The sequence below is a fragment of the Arthrobacter ginkgonis genome (genome assembly GCF_039540195.1).
Lineage (GTDB): Bacteria > Actinomycetota > Actinomycetes > Actinomycetales > Micrococcaceae > Zafaria > Zafaria ginkgonis.
The window spans coordinates 1-24,220 of the sequence record NZ_BAABEO010000020.1; the positions used below are offsets into that span (position 1 = coordinate 1).

A 24,220-nucleotide genomic window follows, 5' to 3' on the forward strand; every position below is an offset into this window, starting at 1 on the left:
TCCCGGTAGGCGGTCAGCACCCGGACGCGGAGCCCGACGGCCTCGGCGTCCAGCATCGCCCGGAAGCGCTCCAGCAGGACCAGCCGCTCCACCGCCGCGGACAGGGGCAGCGGTCCGGGCCGCCACGGCTCCACCGCCGGCTCGGGGACCTCCAGCTCCGCCAGTTCGGCCCCCGGCAGTTCCGCAAACAGCGGGTCCACCTCCGGCTCCGTCAACTCGGCCCCCGGCAGGTCCGCCGGTTCCTCGGCCCACGGCTCCGGCGGGAGCTCGTCCGGCCGGAGCCGGGGCCCCGCGGCCTGGCGGTGGTGCGGTGCGGTTTCCATGGCTCCAGACTAGTATTTTTGTACTATTAATTCATCAGTAGTTCGTAGATATATTCTACTCGACTTTTGATGGGAACCACTTAAGGGGTGTGGCCTCGGGGCGGAACAGCGCATAGCTGGCCTTCGAGACGGTTCGCGCCAAGCACCCCACCCATCTGCCACACGACGCTTCCTCATCAGCCCCCTCTCCTCAGGGCCTGTGGCTGGGGCATCGCCAGGTCAGATCCCCCGCCGGCGCAGCGCCAGCCACAGGTGGGCTGCGGTGTCCGGGTCGTCCAGTCCCGTCCCGACCAGCCGCTCGGCCACGGTCATCCGGTGCCGCAACGAGTTGCGGTGCACCCCCAGCTCCCGCGCCGCCTCCTCCCAGTGCCCGCGGTGCCGCAGGTAGGCGGCGACCGTGCCCAGCAGGTCCGCCCGCCCGTACCCTGCCAGCAACTCCACCCAGGTATCCGCGCGCGCCTCCGCGCCTCCACCGGTTCCCACCAGGCATCCCGCAGGGGCCTGAAGGGCGGCATGCCGCAGCGCGGCCACCCGGCCCGGCACGTCGGCGAGCGCCAGCGGCTCGGTGAGCGCGCCGCCCGGCAATCCGGCGGCAGGCAGCCCGGCACCCGCGGGTCCGGCACCCACTGATCCGGCGCTGGATGTTCGGGCGCTGGACATGTCGGCGCGGGATGTGCTGGCGCCGGATCTTCCGGTGCTGACCTGCGGAGGCTGTGGCGACGATGATGCCGGCGCCTCGCCTCCAAGGACGGCGCCGGAACGGAGACGCCCGGGCAACGCTCCGGATTCACCCTGCTCCCAGTCGTCCCGGTCCCAGCCCCATTCGTGCCACGGCGGCGCCTCGCCCCGTGGATCCTGCGGCCCGGCAGGCCCCCGCTCGGCGTCCCCTCGGCGGGCGGCCCCGGCCGTGGAGGCCTCCGGGGTTTCAAGCAGGAAGTAGGCGATCCCGTCCTCGATCAGGCGGAACGGCCCGGTGGCCAAGGCCCCGCCCAGCCCGGCGACGCCCTCCTCCGTGGCCAGCGCAGGGACCGCCGCGGCCAACGCCGCCAGCCGGTCGGCGCCGGTTCCGCGCTCCGCGGGCACCCGCACCGCCAGCACGCGCACCCGCTCCGGCAGCGGACCCAGGCCGGTGTCCGCGGCCAGCAGCCGCGCCGCCTCCACGTGCCCGCGCAGCACCAGCTTGGCCACCGCGGCGCCGAGCGCGGCGGACGTGCCTGCCAGTTCCTCCTCCTGCTGGGCCTTGAGCGAAAGCAGGACACAGACGGTGAGAATGATTTGGCGGTCGGCCTTCGCCAGCGTCCGCCCGGCACCGATCGCCAGGAACCCCTCGGTCCGCCGGCCCACCAGGATCGGGTACTCCACCACCGCGGTGCCGTGCAGCCCGAACGTGGCCGCCGACGGCGCCCCGGTCTGGTTGATCCGCTGGGTTTCCTGGCGCAGTTGCGGGAGCAGGGCGCCGGTGCTCTCCGGCCAGACGGTCGCCGGTCCCCCGCCCGCGGGCAGGTATGCGGCCCAGCCGCCCAGCGCCTGGGCCAGGCCCTTGACGACGGCGGGCAGCGCGTCCGGCCGCAACGCCGCCCGGGCCAGGGCTGTCTGGGTTCCCAGGCCCGCCAGCAGGTCAGCCTGGCCGCCCTGCGCGGCAAGGTCCCAGTACGCCCGGGAGACGTCCATAAACGGCACCCCGTCAGGAACGACCAACAGCTCCAGGCCGGCCTCCCGGCAGGCCTCGGCCAGCGCCGGCGGGACGGTATCCAGTCCCTCGCCCAAACCGAGGCCCAAGGCCGCGACCCCGCGGCCGGCGAGCCGGCGCACGTAGGCGGCCGTGGTGGCCTGGCCGGCGTGGAGGCCGGCGCCGCGCAGCGGAATGCCGGTGGTCAGCAGCAGTTCGCCGCCCTCCAGGTAGGGAGTGGGGTCCTCGAGTTCGGACACGTGCACGCCGGAAAGCTGCCGGGCGGACACCGGTCCTGCGATGGCCGGTTGCAGCGAGCCGCCGAGCCGGCTGCACAAATGCGCGAGTGAAACCATGGGCCGATTATGCAGCAGTTTGGCCCGATTGCCCGAACAACGGCGGTCGCTTGGATAGAACATCCAATGACCGGTCCGCGAGGGGCCGCCTACGGTGGTGCCCATGACAGAGACCCTGGCCGCCCCAGCGGCCCCGCAGCTTGCCCCGCTCCCCCAGTCGCGCCACCTCGCCACCTCGATCCCCGGGCCCCGGTCCCTGGCCCTGCACGCCGAGCGCCAGGCGCACGTCACGGACGGGTTCGGCGTAGCGCTGCCGGTCTTCGTCGACCGGGCCGACGGCGGCATCCTGCAGGACGTGGACGGCAACCGGATCATCGATTTCGCCTCCGGCATCGCCGTGACCAGCATCGGGGCCAGCCACGCCGGCGTCCGCGAACGGGTGGCCCGGCAACTGGAACGCTTCACCCACACCTGCTTCATGGTCACCGAGTACGAATCCTTCACGCAGGTGGCCAAATGGCTCAACGAGCACGTCCCCGGCGCCTTCGACAAGCGCACTGCGCTCTTCTCCACCGGCGCCGAGGCAGTGGAGAACGCCGTAAAGATCGCCCGTTCCGCCACCGGCCGGGACAAGGTGCTGGTCTTCGACGAGGCCTACCACGGCCGTTCCCTGCTCACCATGGCCATGACCGCGAAGGTCAGCCCCTACAAGCTGAACTTCGGCCCCTTCCCGGCCGAGGTCGTCCGCACCTCCTCGGCCAACCCGCTGCGCTCCCCCGCCGCGGCGCAGGGGCCGGAAGCCGTCACCGCCGCGGCCTTGGCCGACGTCGAGGCCACGCTGGCCGAACACGGCCCGGAGGAATTCGCGGCCATGGTGATCGAGCCGATCCAGGGCGAGGGCGGCTTCGTGGTCCCGGCGCCCGGCTTCCTGGCCGGCCTGCGGGCGATCGCGGACCGCCACGGGATCGTGCTGGTCCTCGACGAGATCCAGGCCGGCATGGGCCGCACCGGAACCCTGTTCGCCAGCGAACACGAGGGCGTCGCCGGGGATCTCACGCTCAGCGCCAAGGCGCTGGCCGACGGTGTGCCGCTGAGCGCGGTCACCGGGCGCGCCGACCTGATGAACGCGGTGCATCCCGGCGGCCTGGGCGGCACCTACGCCGGCAATCCGCTGGCCTGCGAGGCGGCCCTGGCCGTGTTCGAAGCCTTCGAGGACGGGTCCCTGCTGGCCAACGCCCGCTCCATCGAGGCCGCCGCCCGTGAGGCGCTCGCCCCGCTGGCCGAGGAGACCGACGTCGTCGCCGAGTTCCGCGGACGCGGCGCCATGCTGGCCGTGGAGTTCGCCGACCGCGGCACGCTTGCCCCGCGCGCGGACCTCGCCAAGGCCGTTTCCGAACGCTGCCACGCGCAGGGCGTGCTGACCCTGACCTGCGGCACGCACGGGAACATCATCCGCCTGCTGCCCCCGCTGGTGATCGGCCCCCACCTGCTCGCGGACGGCCTGCGGGTGCTGCGCAAGGCGATCCTTGCCGTGGCCGCGGAATCCGCCGCAGCGGTATCCAACACAGCGGTTTCGAACGCCGTCTGACCCGACCCGCCCGAACCGGCGGCGGGCCATCCCTACCGGCCCGCCGCCGTCGTCCCGCCCCAGAGCCCACCACCCCGAAGAGGAACCCACCGTGACCGAAGAATTCGACCTGATCAGCCTCGATTCCCTGTTCTCCGCCGAGGAGCGCGCGCTGCGCGACTCCGTGCGCACCTTCGTGGACGCCACCATCAAGCCCAACATCGCCGGCTGGTACGAGGACGCCCACTTCCCGCTGGAGATCGTCCCGGAGATGGCCAAGCTCGGCCTGCTCGGCATGCACCTGAGCGGCTACGGCTGCGCCGGACGCTCCGCCGTCGACTACGGCCTGGCCGCCGCGGAACTGGAAGCCGGGGACTCGGGGCTGCGCACCTTCGTCTCCGTCCAGGGGTCCTTGGCGATGAGCGCCCTCCACAAGCACGGGTCCGAGGAACAGAAGAGCGAATGGCTGCCGCTGATGGCCAAAGGGGAGGCGATCGGCTGCTTCGGCCTGACCGAACCGACCGCCGGCTCCGATCCGGGCTCCATGAAGACCTTCGCCCGCCGCGACGGGCAGGACTGGGTCCTCAACGGCTCCAAGCGCTGGATCGGGCTGGCCTCCGTGGCCCAGGTCGCCATCATCTGGGCGCAGACCGAGGACGGCGTGCGCGGCTTCGTGGTGCCCACCGACACGCCCGGCTTCAAGGCCACCCCGATCGAACCCAAGCTCTCCATGCGCGCCTCCATCCAGTGCGACATCGAGCTCACCGACCTCCGCCTGCCCGCCGAAGCCATGCTGCCCAACGCCAAGGGCCTGCGCGGGCCGTTCGAGTGCCTGAACGAGGCCCGCTACGGCATCATCTGGGGCGCCATGGGCGCGGCCCGGGACAGCTACCTGGCCGCCCTGCGCTACTCCCAGGAGCGCCTGCAGTTCGACAAGCCCCTGGCCGGCTACCAGCTGACCCAGGAAAAGCTGGTCAACATGGCCCTGGAGATCAACAAGGGCTTCCTGCTGGCCCTGCACCTGGGCCGGCTCAAGGATGCCGGGCAGCTGCAGCCACACCAGATCTCCGTGGGCAAGCTGAACAACTGCCGCGAGGCGATCCAGATCTGCCGCGACGCCCGAGCCGTGCTCGGCGGCAACGGCATCACGCTGGACCACGCCCCGCTGCGCCATGCCAACAACCTCGAATCAGTGCGCACCTACGAGGGCACCGACGAGGTCCACACCCTGATCCTGGGCAACCGGATCACCGGCATCCCGGCGTTCCGGTAGGAGGGTCCGCTACAGATGAGCGTTCAGCTGCAGCAGTACATTGCCGGCGACTGGGTGGAGGGCGACGGCGGCCTGGTCACTTCCACGAATCCGGCCCGCCCCGACGAGGTGGTCGCCAGCGGCCGGCAGGCCGGCGCGGCCGAGGTGGACCGCGCCGTCGACGCCGCGCGCCGCGCCGCCCGCGGCTGGGCCCGCACCCCCGCCCACGAGCGCGGTGCCGTGCTGCTGGCCGCGGCCGCACATGTCGAGGCCAACGCCCAGGCCTGGGGCCTGGAGCTGGCCCGGGAGGAAGGCAAGACCGCGGCCGAGGGCACCGGCGAGGTGCTGCGCGCGGCGCAGATCCTGCGCTACTACGGCAACGAGGGCGACCGCACCGCCGGCGAGGTCTTCTCCTCGCCGCGGCGCGGCGAACGGATCCTGGTCACCCGCAAGCCGTTGGGCGTGGTCGGGGTCATCACCCCGTTCAACTTCCCCATCGCCATCCCGGCGTGGAAGATTGCCCCGGCCCTGGCGTATGGCAACACCGTGGTCTGGAAGCCGGCCAGCGTGGTGCCGCTGCTGGCCATGCGCCTGGCCCAGGCACTGGACGCGGCCGGGCTGCCGGACGGCGTGCTGAACCTGCTGATCGGCCCGGGGTCCATGGGCAACGAGCTCGTCGAACATCCCGACCTGGACGGGATCACGTTCACCGGCTCCACCGGCGTGGGCCGGCGCCTCGCGGCGCAGGGCGCCGCCCGCGGAGTGCCGGTGCAGGCGGAAATGGGCGGCAAGAACGCCGCCGTCGTCCTGGCCGACGCGGACCTGGACCTGGCCGCCGAACAGCTCATGTTCGGGGCGTTCCGCTCCACCGGCCAGAAATGCACGGCCACGTCGCGGCTGATTGTCGAGGACACGGTGGCGGACGAATTCCTGGAGCGGCTGCGCGCGCGGTTGGATTCCTGGGCGGTCGGCGACCCCACGGACCCTGCCATCCAGATGGGCCCGGTCATCGACGCGGCCGCCCGCAAGTCCATCCTCGCCGGCATTGAAACCTCCCTGCGGCAGGGCGCGCGCGTGGTGGCCGGCGGCGGCGCGGCCGGCACCGGCGCGTACGACGGCGGGCCACTGGCTGAGGGCGCCTTCGTGGCACCGACCGTGCTGGAGGTCGCCGACGGCGCCAACGCCTGCTGGCGCGAGGAGTTCTTCGGACCCGTCCTGACGCTGCGCCGGGCCTCAAGCGCCGAGGAGGCCTTCGGGCTGGCCAACGACAGCGAGTTCGGCCTCTCCGCCGCGGTCTTTACCCAAGACCTCACCCGCACGCTGGAGGCCGTCGATGAGCTGGACGTGGGCATCCTGCACATCAACTCCGAATCCGCCGGCGCCGACCCGCACGTGCCGTTCGGAGGTGCGAAGAAGAGCGGCTACGGGCCGAAGGAGCAGGGCGCCGCAGCCAAGGAGTTCTTCACGCACACCACCACCGTGTACCTGAGGGGCGGAGCCGCATGAGCGCCGGCATCCCCCTCCCGTCCACCGAATCCACAGCCCCGTCCATCGAGGGCATCCGGACCATCCTGGTGATCGGGTCCGGCACCATGGGCAGCCAGATCGGGATGGCCGCCGCGCTGGCCGGCTACGAAACCACCGTCCAGGACATTTCCGCGGAGTCCCTCGCCAAGGCCCGGGCGGAGCTCACCGCGCGGATGGAGGCCACCGTCGCCAAGGGCCGCCTCGCCGCCGCGGAGGCGGAGGCAGCCCTTGGCCGGCTGTCCTTCGCCACGGACCTGGACGCCAGCGCTGCAGGTGCGGACTTCGTGATCGAGGCGGCCACCGAGCGGCTGGATATCAAGGAACAAATCTTCGCCCGGCTGGGGCAGGTGGCCCCGGAGCACGCGATCCTCGCCACCAACTCCTCCACCCTGGGCGCCTCCAAGGTCGCCGCCGCCACGGGCCGGCCGGACAGGGTGTGCAACATGCACTTCTTCAATCCGGCCCTGGTGATGAAGTGCGTGGAAGTGGTCAGGCACAGGGCGACCTCGCAGGCCACCGTCGAGACCACGCTGGAGCTGGCCCGCCGCCTGGGCAAGCAGCCGGTGCTGATCAACCGCGAGGTGCCCGGCTTCATCGCGAACCGGCTGATGGGGGCCATCCAGAAGGAGGCGCTGGCCCTGGCCGCCGCGGGCATCGCCAGCAGGGAGGACATCGACACCACCGCGCGCACCGCGCTGGGACATCCGATGGGTCCGTTCGAGCTGATGGACATGGTGGGCCTGGACGTCATCGACTTCATCGCGCAGGCCACCTACGCCGAAACCGGGGACGCCGCGGATCGGCCGGATGCGCAGGTTGCCGCGCTCGTGGCCGAGGGCAAGCTGGGCCGCAAGTCCGGGCAGGGGTTCTACGCCTACCCGGCACCGGGAACCTGAACGGCCCGCTACCCTACTGGGTCCCGGGCATCCAATGCATGCAGTAGTCGAGGTTCGCGATAACGGTGCGTACCGCGGCCTCGCCGTCCCCGGCCTCGATCGCGTCGACCAGGTCCTCGTGCCCTGCCGCCAGGCAGCCGTCGAACCCCTTGTCCAGCCGCTGGGCCATCTTGGTCCCGTGGAACACGTCGCCGAAGCTGTCGTAGAGCTCGTGCAGCAACGGATTTCCGGAGGCCTCCGCGACCCGCAGGTGGAAGACCCAGTCCGTGGCGGCCCAAATCTGAAAGTCGCCGGCGTCCCACGCCTGCCGGCGCTGCGCCAGCAGTGCGCGCAGCTCGGCGACCACGCCGGCGTCGGCCGCCCGCGCGGCCAGCCGGGCCGCCTGGGTGTCCAGCGCGAAGCGCACCTGCAGCACGTCCTCGTCCGCGTGCTCGCGGTAGACCCGCTGCGCGGTGCCGCGGATCTCGCTGGTGGCCCGCACGTACGTCCCGTCCCCGCGCAGCACCTCGAACATCCCGGAGTGGGCCAGCGCCTTGATGGCCTCGCGGAGCGTGCCGCGGGAGACCCCGAACTCGGCGACGAGCTCGGGCTCGGGCGGAATCCGCTCCCCCACCGCCCAGCGGCCGGACGCGACGGCGTCCCGCAGCCGGGACACGACCTCGCCGGCCAGCGGCGGGCGGACGCCGGAGGCGCCGCGCTCCCCCGCGCTCATGCCCGCTCCCCCGTCCGGACCGTTGCGGGGACGCCCGCCGGCCGCTTGCTCAGCCAGTAGGCGAGCAGCAGTTGGACCACCGCGCAGGCGGCCAGCAGCGCGAGCGGCACGGTCCAGCTGCCCAGCGCGTCGTGCAGCAGCCCCAGTCCGAACGGCCCGGCCGCGGCGATCAGGTAGCCGAGCGACTGGGCCAGCGTGGACAGCGCGGTGGTCTCCGCGGCGGTCTCCCCGCTGCGGCTGATCAGCAGCATGACCAGCGGGAAGATGCCGAATCCGATGCCCATCAGCACGGCCGGCACCACGGCCCACTGGGCCGGGACAAAGAGCAGCGCGGTGAACCCCGTCAGCGAGGACACTCCGACGACCATAAAGGCCGGGCGCACCAGCCGCGGCCGGGCCGCCATCCAGAGCAGCAGCACGACCGCCGGAATGGTGACCACCTGCACCAGGCCCAGGATGAGCCCGGCCGCCGTCGCGTCCAGCCCCCGGGCGATGAGGATGGAGGGCAGCCAGCCCATGATGGTGTAGGCGAGCAGCGCCTGGACGGCGAACAAACTGGTGAACAGCAGGCCCTTGCGCGTGGCGAGCATCGGCCACGGGGAGACGTGCCGGCCCGCCGCGCGCCCTCCCGCGCGGCGCCGGAGGGCCAGCGGCAGGAAGGCCACGAGGGCGACGACGGCCGGAAGCGCCCACGCCGCGAGCCCGAGGCTCGCGGAGCCGAGCTCGGCCGCGATCGGGACGCTGACGGTCGCCGCGAGGGTCGCGCCCACGGACATCGTGATGGTGTAGGTCCCGGTCATCACCGGGGTGCGGCGGGCATGGTGCTCGCGGATGAAGGACGGCATGGCCACGTTGCAGACCGCCAGCCCGCACATGGCGGCCACCGTGCCCGCCAGCAGCATGGCGGTGGATTCGACGGCGCGCGCCGCCAGCCCGGCCGTGAGCAGGACCAGGGCCAGGGCGATCGCGCGCTCCAGCCCTGCGCGCCGGACCAGCCAGGCGGTGGCCGCCCCGGCGAACCCGAAGCAGAGCACGGGGATGGTCGGCAGCAGCGAAGCAACGAGCGGGCCGTAGCCGAGCAGGTCCTGCAGGCCGTGGTAGAGCGGCGCGGCGGACGCGATGGCCGCGCGCAGGTTCAGTCCCACCAGCACGACGGCGGCGACCGCCAGCAGCGCGCGGACCCACCGTGCGCTCGCGGGGGCCGGGGGTGCGGCAATCACCGGGCGCGGGACATCGAGGGTCTGCGGGCACTGCGGTTGGGCGGGAGCTGCGGAGGTCATGTCTAAACATTAGACGTTTGATGTTTGGGGTGGCGAGTCCCAAAGCAGTGCGATTGCGCACTCCCCACGTCGCGACATCAGCCCTAATGCCCATATGAGCAATATATGTATCATTTAGGGAAAGTGCGTGTTCACCGCCCCCCGGAACAAGGAGCCCCTTCGTGAAGATCAGAAACTTCGAAGTCGAAATGTGGATGAACAGGTACGAGACCACCTGTACCCACAACCTCGCCGAGACGTGCGTGGAGTCCTTGACCGTGGAGCAGCTGCTGGACATGGCGGGCAAGCGGGAGACGTTCCTGGAGGAGCTTTTGCCGCTGAAGCTCACCTACGGGACGATCGAGGGCACGGACCGGCTGCGGAACCTGGTCGCGGGCCTGTACGAGCACCAGCGACCGGAAAACGTCATCGTGACCCACGGCGCCGCCGGCGCGAACGCGCTGGTGCACCAGACCCTGATCGAGCCCGAGGACGTCGTCGTCACCGTCCTGCCCACCTACCAGCAGCACTACTCGATCCCGGAAAGCTTCGGGGCGCAGGTGCGGTACGTGAACCTGCGCGAGGAGAACGGCTTCCTGCCGGACCTGGCCGAACTGGAGGCCGCGGCGGGCCCGGGCACGCGCCTGATCGCCATCAACAACCCCAACAACCCGACCGGTTCGCTCATGGGCCGCGAGACGTTGGAGGGCATCGCGAGGATCGCCGCCAAGACCGGTGCCTACGTGCTCTCCGACGAGGTCTACCGCGGCATCGACCAGGACGGCGACGGCTTCACGGTCTCCATCGCGGACCTGTACGAGCGCGGCATCAGCACCGCCAGCATGTCCAAGTCCTTCTCCCTCGCGGGCCTGCGCCTGGGCTGGGTGGCAGGTCCCGAGGAACTCATCCACCGGATCTCCGCGCACCGGGACTACACCACCATCAGCGTGGGCATGGTGGACGACCTGCTGGCCTGCATCGCCCTGGAGACCAAGGACGCCATCCTGGAACGCTCCCGCTCGATCGTGCGCACCAACCTGGAGATCCTCGACGAATGGGTCGCCGGCGAACCGGCCATCGGCTACCTCCGCCCCCGCGGCGGGACCACCGCCCTGCTGCGCTACGGCACCGGCCAGCCCTCCGAGGAACTGGCCGAGCAAATCCTGGCCGAAACCGGCGTCCTGCTCACCCCGGGCAGCGCCTTCGACATCGAAGGCTGCCTGCGCATCGGCTACGCAAACAACCAGGCCGTCCTGCGCGAGGGACTCGAACGGCTCAGCGGCTTCTTCGCCCAGCAGCGCTCCGGATCCGCCGCCACCGCGGCGAGCGAGGGCTAGGGGTTGCGCCGTAAGGCAAACTGCTACCCTGAGGGCCAACTGGGCACTTTATCGCTCACTTCATCACTCACTCTCCCGAAGGTGGCGCTGGGCATGACAGAGGTGGATGCGGCCGGAAGCTCGCTGCTGGCGTCCGTCGGTGCGACCGTGAGGCAGCTGCGGGTGGCCCGCAAGATCTCCGTCACCGACCTGGCCAAGCAGGCCGACGTCAGCCGGCGGATGCTGACCGCCATCGAGGGCGGAACGGCGAACGCCTCGCTGGTGACCCTGGACAAGGTGGCCAGGGCCCTGGGGGTCGACTTCTCGGCCCTCGTGCGGCCCCCGTCGGACAGCGCCGTCGAACTGGTCGGGGGCGGGGAGGCCGCCACCGTCTGGCGCGGCCTCGCCGAGGAAAGCGCCGGGCGCGTGTTCACGACGACGCGCAGCCGCGGAAGGGCCGAGATGTGGGACTGGTCCCTGGGGCCCGGCGACCGGTACGGCGCCGAGCCGGATCCGGCGGGATCGGAGGAACTGCTGGCGGTGTCCGCCGGAACGCTGGTGCTCTCGGTGGACGGCCGGACGCACTCCGTGCCCGCCGGAAGCGTCGCGAAGATCGCCACCGACCGGCCGTACTCCTACGTCAACGATTCGGACGAGGTGGTGCGGTTCGTGCGGATCGTCGTGATCAACGCGCCGTAGCAGTGGTCCTATGCAGCAGCAGTCCCAGGCAGCCGTCCTAGGCGGAGACGCACGCCTCGGCGGGAACGGCGCGATCCGCCCGGTCCGCCCGGTCCCGGGCGATCCGCGCCGCCTGGCTAATGAAGGGCTCCAGCAGTGCGGCGAACTGGCCCGGCACGGTGCCCCGGTGCTCGGGATGCCACTGCACGGCCATTACCCAATCGCCGTCGGGGGTGCCGCCGTCGTCGAACGCCGCGGACTCGATCGCCACTGATTCGATCGCTTCGATGACGCCGTCGGCGGCGCGGGCCGCTACGCGCAGCCCGCGGCCCACGTCCCGCACGGCCTGGTGGTGGGCCGACTGCACGGGGATGCCGCCGGCCCCGAGGGCCTCGGCCAGCCGGGTGCCGGGCAGGACCTCCGCGTCATGGGTGACCATGAGGTCCTCCGGGGTGTGGTCCTTGTGGAAGGAGTCCGGGCCGAGGTCCTCGATGAGCGTGCCTCCGCGGACCACGTTGATCAGTTGCATGCCGCGGCAGATGCCCAGGACCGGGCGCCCCGCGGCGAGCGTGTCCTCGATCAGCGCTGCCTCGAAGGCGTCCGCCGCCGGGTCGGTGTCGCCGATGCTCGGGTGCCCGGGGCTGCCGTAGCGGGCCGGGTCGACGTCCCCGCCGCCGAGGATCAGGGCGCCGTCGAACCGGTCGGCGTCCGGGGTGCCGCCGGCGCTGGAGTCCAGCACGACGGCGGTCCCTCCGGCCGCCTCGACGGCGGCGGCCGCGCATGCGGCCAGATCGGACACCTCCTCGCGGTAGGCCTCGGTGTACGGGGCTGCGGAGCGGGGGAAGGTCAGGGCGATGGTCGGGCGCGGCATGGGCACAATCCTAGCCGCGGGCCCCTGACGCCGTACCGTTCCCCCGGCTCCGGCCCCGGAACGCGCCGCCGGAAACCGTTGAACCCCTCGGACGGTCCCGGTCAGGCGGTCCCGGCTAGGCGGCCCCTGCCGCGCGGGAGGAGGCGAGCCGATTCAGCGCCACGGCGCCGACCAGCAGCCCGAAGTCGCGCAGCGCGATGTCGAAGAAGTCGCCCAGCACCAGCAGGTTGACGATGATGCCGGCCAGCCACAGCGCCACCACCAACGATCCGATCCGGGGCCGCAGCGCCACCAGGATGCCGGCGGCGATCTCGATGACGCCCACCACGTACATGAACGTCCGCGGCTCGAGCGGGACGACCTGCGTGGCGACGGGTGCGAGGTAGGTGGTCCAGTCGACGAGGAGGTTGAAGAACTTGTCCAGGCCGAACAGGATCGGCGCGACGGTGAAGAGCGTGCGCAGCAGCAGGTAGGCCTGCCGGGCGGGATCCGTGCGGAGTGCCGGAACGGCCGCCGGCGAGTGGAGGTCCATGACTCTTTCCTTTCTAAAACAATCCGTACTTCACTTTAGAAAGCTACAGCCTCTAAAGCAATAGAGGGAAGGTTTTAGAGCTACGCTGGACGCATGGCCCTCTCCACCCCCGACGACCGGCTGGCCGCCGTCGCCGCCCTGGCCGACCCCACGCGGAAGGCGGTCTACGAACTGGTCCTTGCCGCCGCCGCACCGGTCTCGCGCGACGAGGCCGCCGACGCGCTGGGGCTGCGGCGCGCCACGGCGGCCCTGCATCTGGACCGGCTGGCCGAGAACGGGCTGCTGGAGGTCCAGTTCCGCCGGATCGGCGGACGGAGCGGCCCGGGGGCCGGGCGGCCCTCGAAGTTCTACGCGGCAGCGGTGTCCGAGGTCGGCGCCAGCGTTCCGCCCCGGGACTACGGCCTGGCCGCCGAACTGATGGCCCGGGCCATCGAGGAGTCCGTGCGCAGCGGCGACCCCGTGGCCGCAACGCTGCCGCGCGTTTCCCGGCAGGCCGGGGCCGACTCCGCCGAAGCGGCCCGCGCGGACGCCGCCACGGGAGCACCCGGGGACGCCCTGCAGGCGGTGCTTCGCAACACCGGCTACCGTCCGCGCCCCGAAGGGGACGGCTCCGTCACGCTGCTGGAGTGCCCGTTCCACCAGCTGTCGCGAAACCACCGCGAGACGGTGTGCGGGATGAACCTCGAGTTCCTCGGCGCGGCCGCCGCACGGTCCGGGGGAACGCTGCGGGCCGTCCCCGATCCGGACGGAGCGGGCGGCTGCTGCGTGCGGCTGGAGCCCGTGGCCGAATCTCCTACCAGCGAGTAGCCTTGGGGCACAGCGTGAGGGCTCCCGGCCCGCGGCGGGCCCCGGCGCACACCGCGCCGCGCTTCCCGCGTCGCGCGCAGGTCGAGGGAGACCGCAATGGACCCACACCCTTTCGATGCCCCACTGCTCGATGAACCGTCCGGGTCCGCAGCGCCGGATGCCGGGGGTTCCGGCACGGGGGCTTCGGTGCCGGCGGCTTCGGTGCCGGCGGCTTCGGGGCCGGGAGCTTCGGGGCCGGGAGCTTCGGGGCCGGGGGCCGACGTCGACGAGCGCACCGCCCGCGCGGTGGCCGAGGCGGCCCGCGAGACCGAATGGCGGCGGCCCAGCTTCGCCAAGGGCATCTACCTGGGCCGGTTCGACTGGACCCTGGTCCATCCCCACCCCCTTCCGGACCCGGACCGCGCGGCAAAGGGCGCCGCGTTCCTGGCCCGCCTCGAGGAGGTCCTGCGCGGGTTCGACGGCGGGAGGATCGAACGCGAGGCCCGCGTCCCTGACGCCTACATCCGCGCCCTGACCGATCTGGGCGTCTTCGGCATGAAGATCCCCACAGAGTACGGGGGGCTGGGACTGACCCTGGCCGACTACGGCCGGGCCCTCATGCTGGTGGGCTCCGTCCATCCCAGCCTCGGCGCCCTGGTCTCGGCGCACCTGTCCATCGGGGTGCCGGAACCGGTCAAGATGTTCGGCTCCGAGGACCAGAAGCGCCGCTTCCTGCCCCGCTGCGCCGCCGGCGAGATCAGCGCCTTCCTGCTGACCGAGCCCGACGTCGGATCCGACCCCGCGCGCCTGCGCACCACCGCGACGGCGTCCGAGGACGGCGAGTGGTACGTGATCGATGGGGCGAAGCTCTGGACCACCAACGGCGTCGTGGCGGGCCTCGCCGTCGTTATGGCCACCGTCCCCGCCCACACCCTCCCCGACGGAACGGAGGCGCCCGGCGGGATCAGCGCGTTCGTCGTCGAGGCGGACTCCCCCGGAATCGTCGTGGAGCGGCGCAATGCGTTTATGGGGCTGCGCGGCATCGAGAACGGCGTGACCCGCTTCCAGGGGGTCCGCGTTCCCGCCGCCAACCGCTTGGGACGCGAGGGCCAAGGACTGAAGATTGCCCTGACCACGCTCAACACGGGCCGGCTGTCCATCCCCGCGCTGTGTGCCGGCGGCGGCAAGTGGTCGCTGAAGATCGCCCGGGAGTGGTCCAACGCCCGGGTGCAGTGGGGCCGCCCGGTCGGCGCCCACGAGGCGGTCGGCAAGAAGATCGCCTTCATCGCGGCGACCACCTTCGCCCTGGAGGCCGTCTTCGAGCTGTCGGCAGCGCTCGCCGACGCCGGCATGGAGGACGTCCGGATCGAGGCCGCGCTGGCCAAGCTCTGGTCCTCCGAACGCGCCTGGGAGGTGGCGGATGAGCTGGTGCAGATCCGCGGCGGGCGCGGCTACGAGACCGCCGACTCGCTGCGCGCCCGCGGGGAGCGGGCGGTCCCCGTGGAGCAGCAGCTACGGGACATGCGCATCAACCGGATCTTCGAGGGATCCACGGAGATCATGCACCTGCTGATCGCCCGCGAGGCCGTGGATGCGCACCTCAAGGCGGCCGGCAAGCTCGCCGACCCGGATGCCGACCTCGCCGCCAAGGCCAAGGCCGCGGCCGGGGCCTCGGGCTTCTACGCCCGCTGGCTGCCGACCCTGGCCACGGGGCCGGGCCTGCTGCCGACGTCGTACCGGGAGCACGGACGGCTGGGGCAGCACCTGCGCTACATCGAGCGGGCCTCGCGCCGCCTGGCCCGGCACACCTTCGCCGGGATGGCCCGGTGGCAGGCCGGGATGGAGCACCGCCAGGCGTTCCTGGGACGGGTGGTGGACATCGGGGCTGAACTGTTCGCGATGTCGGCCTGCGTCAGCCGGGTCGCACTGCTGCGCGACCAGGACCCGGAGCGCGGGCGGTCCGCGGAGCAGCTGGCGGATGCGTTCTGCCGGCAGTCGCGGCAGCGCACCGAAGAACAGTTCCGGGCGCTGTGGAGCAACACCGACACGCCGGACCGGCGCCTCTCCCGCAGGGTGCTGGCCGGGGACTACGCCTGGCTGGAGCGCGGCGTGATCGACGCGTCGGAAGGCACCGGCCCGTGGATCGCCGAATGGTCGGCACCCGGTGCGGACCTGCCGGACCAGCGGTGGCCCTACGGCACTCTGAAAACCTAACCACGGCGAAGAACTAGCCACTGCGGAACGCTGACCGCTGGGGTCCTACTCCCCCAGCGCGAACCGGTTGCGCCCCACCAGTACCCCAACCAACGCCTGCAGGAGCGTGGCGGCAAGCACCAGCGCCAGCGGCCAGATCCATGCCGACGTCCGCTCGTGGAGGAGGCCGAACAGGGGCGGGCCGGCGGCGGCCAGCAGGTACCCGCCCGACTGGGCCATCCCGGACACGGCGCTGGCCTGCCGGTGCGTGCGCGTGCGCAGCCCGAACAGGGACAGCGCCACCACCAGGGACGCGCCGCCGAAGAAACCGGCCAGCACCACCCACAACAGCATTGCCTCCGGGGCCAGCATCAGTCCCAGCACCGCACCGGCGGCGCCCACCGCGGGCACCACCGGGCCGATCCGCTGCAGGCGGCCCCGCAGCATCAGCGGCGCCAGCAGGCTGGCAACGACTCCCGCCAACTGGAAGAGCATCAGGTCCCACCCGGCCGCGACGGCGGGCCGGCCGTAGGACTGTTCGACCGTCGGAAGCCAGCTGACCAGCACATAGAAGGTCAGCGACTGCAGGCCCATGTACGCGGTCACCTGCCACGCGACCCCCGAACGCCAGACCGCGCCGCGGGCGGGGGCTCCGCCGTCGTCCGCCGCGTCCCGGCCCGCTGACGCCCTCCCGGCACGGGCGGCGCGCGCGCACGGCCACCACACCAGGAGCGCGGGCAGCACCAGGACCGCGTAGGCGCCGAGCGCGAACCGCCAGCCCGCGGGTTCGCCACCGAGCGGAATCCCGGAGAGCGGGACGGCCAGTCCCGCGCCGAGCGCGGCCAGGCCACCCATGACGGCGGAGAAACCGCCGGTCAGTTCCGTCACCCGGCCCGGGAATTCGCGTTTGATGATCGCCGGGATCAGCACATTGCCCAGGGCGATCGCCGCCCCGATGATGAAGGTCCCGATCCACAGGCTCGCCGCGGCGCCGGGCAGCGGGCGCAGCAGCGTTCCCGCCAGCAGCAGGAACAGCGCCCCGAGCACTGTGCGTTCGGTGCCGAAGCGTTCGCCCAGCCCGTGGGCCAGCGGCGACACCGCGGCGAAGGCCAGCAGCGGCACGGCCGTCAGCAGCCCCAGCTGGGCCGCGGCGAGCCCGGTTTCGGCACCGATCGGGTCCAGCAGCGGCCCGACGGCGGTGATCGCCGGGCGCAGGTTCGCCGCCACGAGCAGGATGCCGGCAAGCAGCAGGGCGGGGCCGACGGTCCGGTGGCGGGTGGTGGGGGCGGTGCGGGCCAAGAGACGGGGTCCTTCGTTGGTGTTCGGCTTCCGTGCCCCACCCTACGCCCACCCTGCGCGCATGCTGCGCCCACCGTGTGTGCGGCCCGGGGTCGGCCGCGTTTCCGGCGCGGACCTGCACCGATGCGCCGGTTGCTGCAATAGGATGACCACACGCCGGGGCGGCCGTCCGCCACGCACGCGGCAGCGGGCAAGGTAGGGCGGACGCGGGGACAACTGACACGGAACAACTGGCACAGGACAGCGGAACGGGTGGGCATGGAACGACTCAATGGGCTCGGAGAGATCGGGCTGAAGCCGGGGCAGGCGCTCCGCGTGAATCGGCTGCCGCTGGACCACGGGCCGGTGCCGGCCGAGCAGGCCGCCGTCGGCACGCCGACGGTCGGCTGGATGACGCTCACCGAACTGGACGGGTTCGAGGTCGGCGTGTGGGAACTGACCGAGGGCACGATGTACGACGTCGAAATCGACGAGGTCTTCGTCGTGACCGCCGGCCGGGCGACCGTGGTCATCGAACCCGCCGGAGGGCACCCGGTGCGCCGGGCCGAACTGGCCCCGGGCACCGTGATGCGCCTCGCCGCCGGGATGAGGACCGTCTGGACGGTCACCGAGCCGCTGCGGAAGGTCTACCTGACCCGCGCGGCCCGGTAACCGCCAAGCGCGCCCGTCAGTAGGCCTCACCGTTCTGCCAGCGCAGCAGGGCCGCAACCCCGGTCCCGTAGGGCAGGACCCCGTCCGGGACGTAGCGGATGGTGGCGTCGGTCAGGGCAACCGCCCGCAGCAGGACTTCCGGCGCGGGCCAGGATCCGGCCACCAGTTCGGCGTGCTCCGACGAGTCGTCGGTGTCCAGCCATGGCTCGGCGGTAAGGGCGCGCAGCGTCGCGTTGTCCTGGTACTGGGCCACCAGGACCAGGTCCGCCTGGGCCTGCTGGAGAGCTGTGACCACCTCGTTCAGGCCGAGCGCCAGCCCGCCGCGGCCGCTGCCGAGCCGGTTGGAGATCTTGTCGGAGAGGTCGCGGATGTCGTTGGCCATCGCCTGGGCAACCTTGGTTTCGATTTCGGCCGTGAAGATGTTCGCGTCCGCGCCGCCGGTGCGGGTGTGCTGGTCCACCGTGGTGGCGATGGCCCGGCTGGCTTCCGCCAGCTGGGAGAGCACCAGTTCGCGGGCCTTCACGTCCCCGGAGAGCACCACCAGGCGTGCCCCGCTGTCGCGGACCACGTCGTCGATCTGCTTGGCGAGCTCGTCGGCGTTGCGCCGCCAGATCTCCTCGGTATTGGCACGATTCTGCGGTTCGCCGTACCGGTCCGGGACCTTCCGGGCGTGGTGGGCCTCGTCCGGGTTGCTGGCCACCCGGCGCACCTCGGCCACCCCGGCCGCCGCCGAGTGCCGCAGCCGCACCTCGCCGCCGTCGCGCCCGACCTCGGCCACGACGTAGGGGAACTGCCCGCCGCGGGTCCGGGCCAGCGGGACCAGGTTCGGGAAGGGGCCGCAATCCACGCGCGGTGCTCCGGCCTCGACTCCCGGGAGCACCTCGTCGAGCACGATTTCGCCCTTGTTGATGGCCACGAAGCGGGCCGCGGGCGAGGCCAACCCTTGGGCGGGCAGCAGGGCGGCCCGCATGGCCGCAATGTCCCCCTCGTCGGCGCGCTGCGACGCCAGCAGTTGCGCGGCCTTCTCCGGCAGCGCATCGGCAGCCTCCTTGGCCGCCGTCGTGCCCAGCGAGGCGTCGACGAAGGCGGTGCACCACGGCCCCTCACGTCGATACAGTGCCGCATCAATACCGGTGGAACCTGCCCGGTTAGCCATGGGGGAACTCCTTCCCACGCGGCAGCCTTGCCACGTGTGCCGACTCGGTCGTTCCGCCCAACCTAGCACCGGCTTCGGCAGGCCGAAAGGCCCGCCTAAGCCGGTGCCCCGGACCGGCGCGGCGGAAGACCCGCGCAGACACGCCACGGGCCCGGAATCGCGCGATTCCGGGCCCGTGGAAAGTACTGCGCCGAGGCTACTCGACGTCCCCGCCGTTGGCGGAGGCGTAGTCCTGGGCGGAGAGCAGCGGGCCCTCTTCGCTGACCTCCACGGTGAACAGCCAGCCGGCGCCGTACGGGTCCTCGTTCAGGATGGCCGGGTTGTCCACGGCCTCCTGGTTCACCTCGACGACGGTGCCGGAGACCGGGGCGTAGAGGTCGGAGACGGACTTGGTGGACTCGACCTCGCCGCAGGCCTCGCCGGCGGTGACGGTGGCGCCGACCTGCGGCAGGTCGACGTACACGACGTCGCCGAGGGCGTCGGCGGCGACCTGGGAGATGCCGACCTTGGCGGGCGACGCGTCGTCGATCCACTCGTGCTCGGCGGAGTAACGGAGATTGGAGAGAACCTTGCTCATCTGGTGTGTTCCTTTCGGGGACGTCGGGTGACGGCGGGAGGGCGGGCCGGACACATGGTGCCGACCCGGGGATTCTACTTCTGGCGCTTGTAGAAGGGCAGGTCAACGACCTCGAAGGGTTCGGCCTTGCCGCGCAGGTCCACGTCCAGGGCGGTGCCCTGCTGGGTGTGCTCGACGTCGACGTAGGCCAGGGCGACCGGGTATCCCAAGGTCGGGGACGGCTGGCCGGAGGTGACCTCGCCGACCACGGCGCCGTCCTTCAGCACAGGGTACCCGCCGCGGCCGGCGCGCCGGCCCAGGCCCTTGAGCCCCACCAGGCGGCGGCCCGCGGCCGTGCCGGTGCCGGCTTCCTTAGCGGCGGCCAGTGCGGTGCGGCCGACGAAGTACTCTTCCTTCTTGAAGGAGACGACCGGGCCCAGGCCGGCCTCGAACGGGTTGGATTCCAGGGACAGTTCGTTGCCGTACAGCGGCATGCCGGCCTCCAGGCGCAGCGAGTCGCGGCAGGCCAGCCCGGCAGGGATGAGCCCGTGCGGCTGCCCGGCCTCGAGCAGCGCGGCCCACAGGGCAGGAGCCTGGGCGTTGGGCACGTAGAGCTCGAACCCGTCCTCGCCGGTGTAGCCGGTACGGGCCAGCAGGACCGGAATCCCGGCGACGGTGGCCTCGTCGGCCGCGTAGTACGGCATGCCTTCGACGAGTGCGCGCTGGTCCTCAGGGACGAGTCCCAGCAGGATCCCGGCGGCGGCCGGCCCCTGCACGGCGACCAGCGACGTCTCGGAGGACTCGTCGGCCACCTCCACGTCGAAGCCGGCGGCGCGCTCGGCCAGGGCCGCGGCTACGGTCGCGGCGTTGCCCGCGTTGGGCACCACCAGATACTCGTCCTCGGCACGGCGGTAGCTGATCAGGTCGTCGATGATCCCGCCGTCGGCGTTGCAGATCAGCGAGTACTTGGCCTTGCCGACCTTGACTGCCGCGAGGTTGCCCACCAGGGCGGTGTTCAGGAACGCCGCGGCCTGCGGGCCCCGCACGCGGACCTCGCCCATGTGGGAGAGGTCGAACAGGCCGGCGGCCTCGCGCACCGCGCGGTGCTCGGCCAGTTCGGAGCCGTACTTCAGCGGCATGTCCCAGCCGCCGAAGTCGGTGAAGGATGCGCCGAGCTTGGCGTGCTCGGCGTGCAGCGACGTCTGCTGCGGGGAAACGGTGCTCATCGTGGAGTCAGCCTTTCGAAAATGTTGGGGGTGCCCGGTGCCTCGGCAGGCAAGGGTGTGCCCTCTCGGAAGCGGGCACTGCCGGAAGTGTGCCGGGGCAGGGGCATGCCGTGGCGGAGGTGTGGCGTGGGGCCCCGGCCGGGGCCCCACGCGTGGCCGGCTAGCCTTCGAAGGCCTCGGGGGACGGGCAGGAGCAGATCAGGTTGCGGTCGCCGAAGGCGCCGTCGATGCGTCCCACCGGCGGGAAGTACTTGTCCTGGCGCAGGGACTCCACCGGGAAGGCAGCCTGCTCGCGGGGGTACTTGCGGGTCCAGTCGGAGGAGACGAGGACGGAAGCGGTGTGCGGAGCGTTGCGCAGCGGGGACTCCTCCACCGTGAAGTCGCCGGCCAGGACCTGGTCCATTTCCTTGCGGATGGCGATCATCGCGTCGATGAAGCGGTCGATCTCCCCCAGGTCCTCGGACTCGGTGGGCTCGACCATCAGGGTGCCCGCCACCGGGAAGGCCAGGGTCGGGGCGTGGAAGCCAAAGTCGATCAGGCGCTTGGCCACGTCCTCGGCGGTGACCCCGGTCTTGTTGGTCAGTTCGCGCAGGTCCAGGATGCACTCGTGAGCCACCAGGCCCTTGTTGCCGGTGTAGAGCACGGGGAAGTGGTCGTTCAGGCGGGAGGCCACATAGTTGGCGGTGAGCAGCGCGTACTTGGTGGCCTGGGTGAGCCCCTCGCCGCCCATCATCGCCACGTAGGCCCAGGAGATGGGCAGCACGCCGGCGGACCCGAACGCGGTGGCCGCGACCGGGGTGCCCTCGCGCCCGTGGGTGGCGCCGGTGGCGTCGCCGGGCAGGAACGGCACCAGGTGCTGGGCTACGGCCACCGGGCCGACGCCCGGGCCGCCGCCGCCGTGCGGGATGCAGAAGGTCTTGTGCAGGTTCAGGTGGGACACGTCGCCGCCGAACTTGCCCGGCTGGGCCAGGCCCACCAGGGCGTTCATGTTGGCGCCGTCAATGTATACCTGGCCGCCGGCGGCGTGGATCTTCTCGCAGACCTCGCGCACGTCCGCGTCGTACACGCCGTGCGTGGACGGGTAGGTGATCATGATGGCGGCCAGCTTCTCGCGGTTGGCCTCGATCTTGGCGTCCAGGTCGGTGGCGTCGATGGTGCCGTTCTCGGCGGTCTTGACCACCACCACCTTCATGCCGGCGAGCACCGCCGAGGCGGCGTTGGTGCCGTGCGCGGAGGCCGGGATCAGGCAGACGTCGCGGTCCTCGCCGCCGTTGGCCAGGTGGTACTGGCGGATGGCCAGCAGGCCGGCGTATTCGCCCTGGGAGCCCGCGTTCGGCTGCAGGGAGACGCCCGCGTAGCCGGTGATCGTGGACAGGCGGTCCTCGAGGTCGGTGATCAGTTCGCGCCAGCCGACGGTCTGGTGGGCCGGGGCGAACGGGTGGATGCCGGCGAACTCGGGCCAGGAGATGGACTCCATCTCGGCGGTCGAGTTCAGCTTCATGGTGCACGAGCCCAGCGGGATCATGGTCCGATCCAGGGCCAGGTCGCGGTCGGAGAGGCGGCGCAGGTAGCGCAGCATCTGGGTCTCGGACTTGATCGTGTTGAAGATCGGGTGGGTCAGGTAGTCCGAGGTGCGCACGACGGCGGCGTCCAGTTCGTACCCTTCCGCACCGGCGGCGACGGCTGCGGCGGCGTCGGCGACACCGAAGGCCTCGGCGACGGCGACCACGTGCGCGGTGGTGGTGATCTCGTCGACGGAGACGCCCACGGTGTCCGCACCGACCTTGCGCAGGTTGATGCCGGCCTGCTCGGCGGCGGCGACGACAGCGACCGCGCGGCCCGGGACGTGGGCGGTGACGGTGTCGAAGAACTGGTCGGCGGCCAGTTCGATGCCGGCGCCGGCGAGCACCGTGGCGAGGGTGCGGGCGTGGCGGTGGATGCGCTGGGCGATCGCCTTCAGGCCGGCCGGGCCGTGGTAGACGGCGTACATCGAGGCGGTGATCGCCAGCAGCGCCTGCGCGGTGCAGATGTTGGAGGTGGCCTTCTCGCGGCGGATGTGCTGCTCGCGGGTCTGGAGGGCCAGGCGGTAGGCGAGGGTGCCGGCGTCGTCCTTCGACACGCCCACCAGGCGGCCCGGAAGCTGGCGCTCCAGGCCCTTGTGGACGGCCATGAAGGCGGCGTGCGGGCCGCCGAAGAACAGCGGGACGCCCAGGCGCTGGGTGTTGCCGACCGCAATGTCGGCGCCCTGCTCGCCGGGGGCGGTGATCAGGGTCAGGGAGAGGATGTCGGCGGCGACGGTGACCATCGCGCCGCGCTCCTTGGCGGCGGCGATGATGGCGGAGTGGTCGACGACGCGGCCGTTGTCGCCCGGCTGCTGCAGCACGATGCCGGAGATGTCACCCTCGGGCAGGCCCTGGGTGAGGTCGGCGACCTCGACCTCGAAGCCGAGCGCCTCGGCGCGGCCCTGGACCACGGCGATGGTCTGCGGGAAGACGTTGGAGTCCAGCACGGTCTTGGCGTGGCCCTTGGCCTTGTTGCCGCGGCGCATCAGCAGGACGGCCTCGGCGACGGCGGAGGCTTCGTCCAGCAGGGAGGCGTTGGCGATGGGCAGGCCGGTGAGGTCCGCGACGAGGGTCTGGAAGTTCAGCAGCGCCTCGAGGCGGCCCTGGGAGATCTCCGGCTGGTACGGGGTGTAGGCGGTGTACCAGGCCGGATCCTCGAGGATGTTCCGCAGGATCACCGGCGGGGTGAAGGTGTCGTAGAACCCCTGGCCGATCATCTGGGTCTTCAGGATGTTCTTGGAGGCAAGCGCGCGCAGGTCGGAAAGGACTTCGGCCTCGGAGCGGGCAGCCGGCAGCTCCAGCGGCGTCTCCTGGCGGATGTCCGCCGGGACGGCGGTGTCGACGAGCTCGTCGAGGCTGGCGTAGCCGAGCTGGCGCAGCATGGCCTCGGAGGCTTCGCCGTGCGGACCGATGTGGCGATCGGCGAAGACGACCTCGCTGGTGGTGAGGGCGGGGGTGCGGACAGGTGTCGCGGTCATGGGGGAAACTCCAAGGTATGTCGGCGCGCGCACGCCGAATGAACTTCGGTTCCTCCCCAACTCTGTATTGGACCTGAGAGTTTCCGCAGCGGCGGGCGGCTGCCCGGGCGCTGCTTGCACCTTCGGTGAGCCGCACCGCGGTTGCGCTTCCCGGGGATCCGGGACCGCAGGCACGGCCGACTTCTTTCCAGAGTTGCCTCTTCGCGGCGGTACGGGGGCCTGAGAGATTCCCGGGGAGGAAATTGCTCCTACGGCGCCCGCCAGTGGCTCTGACGGGGCTCTCCCGCCGCATGTCAATGGCTGTGCGTGCCCGCAAGGGCACACACTGGATATGGTAGTTCGCTTCCGGCGCCGCGAACAACTGAGGTCGGCGTCATGCACCGGCAGGCGGAACGTCTGGGAAGCCGGCGCACCA

General features: G+C 71.8%; 19 protein-coding genes, 1 pseudogene and 1 riboswitch. Of the genes and pseudogenes, 9 read left to right on the forward strand and 11 right to left on the reverse strand.

What is annotated here, in order from left to right:
* A pseudogene (locus ABD912_RS15110) lies at positions 1–323 on the reverse strand (hypothetical protein); the annotation flags it as partial.
* A gap of 219 nt (positions 324–542) precedes the next feature.
* Complete coding sequence (locus tag ABD912_RS15115; RefSeq protein ID WP_345151999.1) at positions 543–2,348, reverse strand: PucR family transcriptional regulator ligand-binding domain-containing protein; 1,806 nt, start codon at positions 2,346–2,348, stop codon at positions 543–545.
* 103 nt (positions 2,349–2,451) lie between these two features.
* Here ABD912_RS15115 and ABD912_RS15120 point away from each other — a divergent pair, with 103 nt between their 5' ends.
* The 4 genes from ABD912_RS15120 to ABD912_RS15135 all read left to right on the forward strand — a co-directional run bounded on the left by ABD912_RS15120 (position 2,452) and on the right by ABD912_RS15135 (position 7,530).
* Positions 2,452–3,876, forward strand: a complete 1,425-nt coding sequence (locus ABD912_RS15120; RefSeq protein ID WP_345152001.1) for an aminotransferase class III-fold pyridoxal phosphate-dependent enzyme — start codon at positions 2,452–2,454, stop codon at positions 3,874–3,876.
* 91 nt (positions 3,877–3,967) lie between these two features.
* A complete protein-coding gene (locus tag ABD912_RS15125; protein ID WP_345152002.1) occupies positions 3,968–5,128 on the forward strand; it encodes an acyl-CoA dehydrogenase family protein in 1,161 nt (386 codons plus the stop codon).
* A gap of 15 nt (positions 5,129–5,143) precedes the next feature.
* Positions 5,144–6,613, forward strand: coding sequence for an aldehyde dehydrogenase family protein (locus ABD912_RS15130; protein WP_345152004.1), 1,470 nt, complete (start codon positions 5,144–5,146; stop codon positions 6,611–6,613).
* Positions 6,610–7,530 (forward strand): 3-hydroxyacyl-CoA dehydrogenase family protein, encoded by a 921-nt coding sequence (locus ABD912_RS15135; protein ID WP_345152005.1) that lies wholly within the window; start codon positions 6,610–6,612, stop codon positions 7,528–7,530. The genes ABD912_RS15130 and ABD912_RS15135 overlap by 4 nt, the downstream gene beginning before the upstream one ends.
* Positions 7,531–7,543: 13 nt before the next feature.
* On the opposite strand, the gene ABD912_RS15140 is transcribed toward ABD912_RS15135, so the two are convergent.
* Together ABD912_RS15140 and ABD912_RS15145 are read right to left on the reverse strand one after the other, a co-directional pair.
* Complete coding sequence (locus ABD912_RS15140) at positions 7,544–8,242, reverse strand: FadR/GntR family transcriptional regulator (RefSeq protein ID WP_345152006.1); 699 nt, start codon at positions 8,240–8,242, stop codon at positions 7,544–7,546.
* Positions 8,239–9,522 (reverse strand): MFS transporter, encoded by a 1,284-nt coding sequence (locus tag ABD912_RS15145; protein WP_345152007.1) that lies wholly within the window; start codon positions 9,520–9,522, stop codon positions 8,239–8,241. The genes ABD912_RS15140 and ABD912_RS15145 overlap by 4 nt, the downstream gene beginning before the upstream one ends.
* A gap of 161 nt (positions 9,523–9,683) precedes the next feature.
* Here ABD912_RS15145 and ABD912_RS15150 point away from each other — a divergent pair, with 161 nt between their 5' ends.
* On the forward strand, positions 9,684–10,838 hold the full coding sequence (locus ABD912_RS15150) for an aminotransferase (RefSeq protein WP_345152008.1): 1,155 nt from the start codon (positions 9,684–9,686) through the stop codon (positions 10,836–10,838).
* A 93-nt stretch (positions 10,839–10,931) separates the two neighbouring features.
* Positions 10,932–11,516, forward strand: coding sequence for a helix-turn-helix domain-containing protein (locus ABD912_RS15155; protein WP_345152009.1), 585 nt, complete (start codon positions 10,932–10,934; stop codon positions 11,514–11,516).
* Between the two features lie 37 nt (positions 11,517–11,553).
* Here ABD912_RS15155 and ABD912_RS15160 read toward each other — a convergent pair whose 3' ends face one another.
* Both ABD912_RS15160 and ABD912_RS15165 read right to left on the reverse strand, forming a co-directional pair.
* Positions 11,554–12,366 (reverse strand): gamma-glutamyl-gamma-aminobutyrate hydrolase family protein, encoded by an 813-nt coding sequence (locus ABD912_RS15160; RefSeq protein ID WP_345152011.1) that lies wholly within the window; start codon positions 12,364–12,366, stop codon positions 11,554–11,556.
* 115 nt (positions 12,367–12,481) lie between these two features.
* Complete coding sequence (locus ABD912_RS15165) at positions 12,482–12,898, reverse strand: hypothetical protein (protein ID WP_345152013.1); 417 nt, start codon at positions 12,896–12,898, stop codon at positions 12,482–12,484.
* 93 nt (positions 12,899–12,991) lie between these two features.
* Here ABD912_RS15165 and ABD912_RS15170 point away from each other — a divergent pair, with 93 nt between their 5' ends.
* Both ABD912_RS15170 and ABD912_RS15175 read left to right on the forward strand, forming a co-directional pair.
* Positions 12,992–13,705: a helix-turn-helix transcriptional regulator gene (locus ABD912_RS15170; protein ID WP_345152015.1), complete on the forward strand. Its 714-nt coding sequence runs from the start codon at positions 12,992–12,994 to the stop codon at positions 13,703–13,705.
* Positions 13,706–13,801: 96 nt separating this feature from the next.
* Positions 13,802–15,898 carry an acyl-CoA dehydrogenase family protein gene (locus ABD912_RS15175; RefSeq protein WP_345152017.1) on the forward strand — a complete coding sequence of 699 codons (2,097 nt, stop codon included), beginning with the start codon at positions 13,802–13,804 and terminating at the stop codon, positions 15,896–15,898.
* A 45-nt stretch (positions 15,899–15,943) separates the two neighbouring features.
* On the opposite strand, the gene ABD912_RS15180 is transcribed toward ABD912_RS15175, so the two are convergent.
* Complete coding sequence (locus tag ABD912_RS15180) at positions 15,944–17,176, reverse strand: MFS transporter (RefSeq protein ID WP_345152019.1); 1,233 nt, start codon at positions 17,174–17,176, stop codon at positions 15,944–15,946.
* A 258-nt stretch (positions 17,177–17,434) separates the two neighbouring features.
* Here ABD912_RS15180 and ABD912_RS15185 point away from each other — a divergent pair, with 258 nt between their 5' ends.
* A complete protein-coding gene (locus ABD912_RS15185; protein WP_345152021.1) occupies positions 17,435–17,827 on the forward strand; it encodes a cupin domain-containing protein in 393 nt (130 codons plus the stop codon).
* A 16-nt stretch (positions 17,828–17,843) separates the two neighbouring features.
* Here ABD912_RS15185 and ABD912_RS15190 read toward each other — a convergent pair whose 3' ends face one another.
* The 4 genes from ABD912_RS15190 to gcvP form a co-directional block, all read right to left on the reverse strand.
* On the reverse strand, positions 17,844–18,983 hold the full coding sequence (locus tag ABD912_RS15190; protein ID WP_345152022.1) for a baeRF2 domain-containing protein: 1,140 nt from the start codon (positions 18,981–18,983) through the stop codon (positions 17,844–17,846).
* Between the two features lie 196 nt (positions 18,984–19,179).
* The gene (gene gcvH / locus ABD912_RS15195; RefSeq protein ID WP_345152024.1) at positions 19,180–19,560 is read right to left on the reverse strand and encodes a glycine cleavage system protein GcvH; all 381 of its coding nucleotides are present in this window, start codon (positions 19,558–19,560) and stop codon (positions 19,180–19,182) included.
* 74 nt (positions 19,561–19,634) lie between these two features.
* The gene (gene gcvT, locus ABD912_RS15200) at positions 19,635–20,765 is read right to left on the reverse strand and encodes a glycine cleavage system aminomethyltransferase GcvT (RefSeq protein WP_345152025.1); all 1,131 of its coding nucleotides are present in this window, start codon (positions 20,763–20,765) and stop codon (positions 19,635–19,637) included.
* Between the two features lie 160 nt (positions 20,766–20,925).
* Positions 20,926–23,805, reverse strand: coding sequence for an aminomethyl-transferring glycine dehydrogenase (gcvP, locus tag ABD912_RS15205; RefSeq protein WP_345152028.1), 2,880 nt, complete (start codon positions 23,803–23,805; stop codon positions 20,926–20,928).
* 197 nt (positions 23,806–24,002) lie between these two features.
* Positions 24,003–24,101: riboswitch (glycine riboswitch) on the reverse strand.
* Between the last annotated feature and the right edge of the window lie 119 nt (positions 24,102–24,220).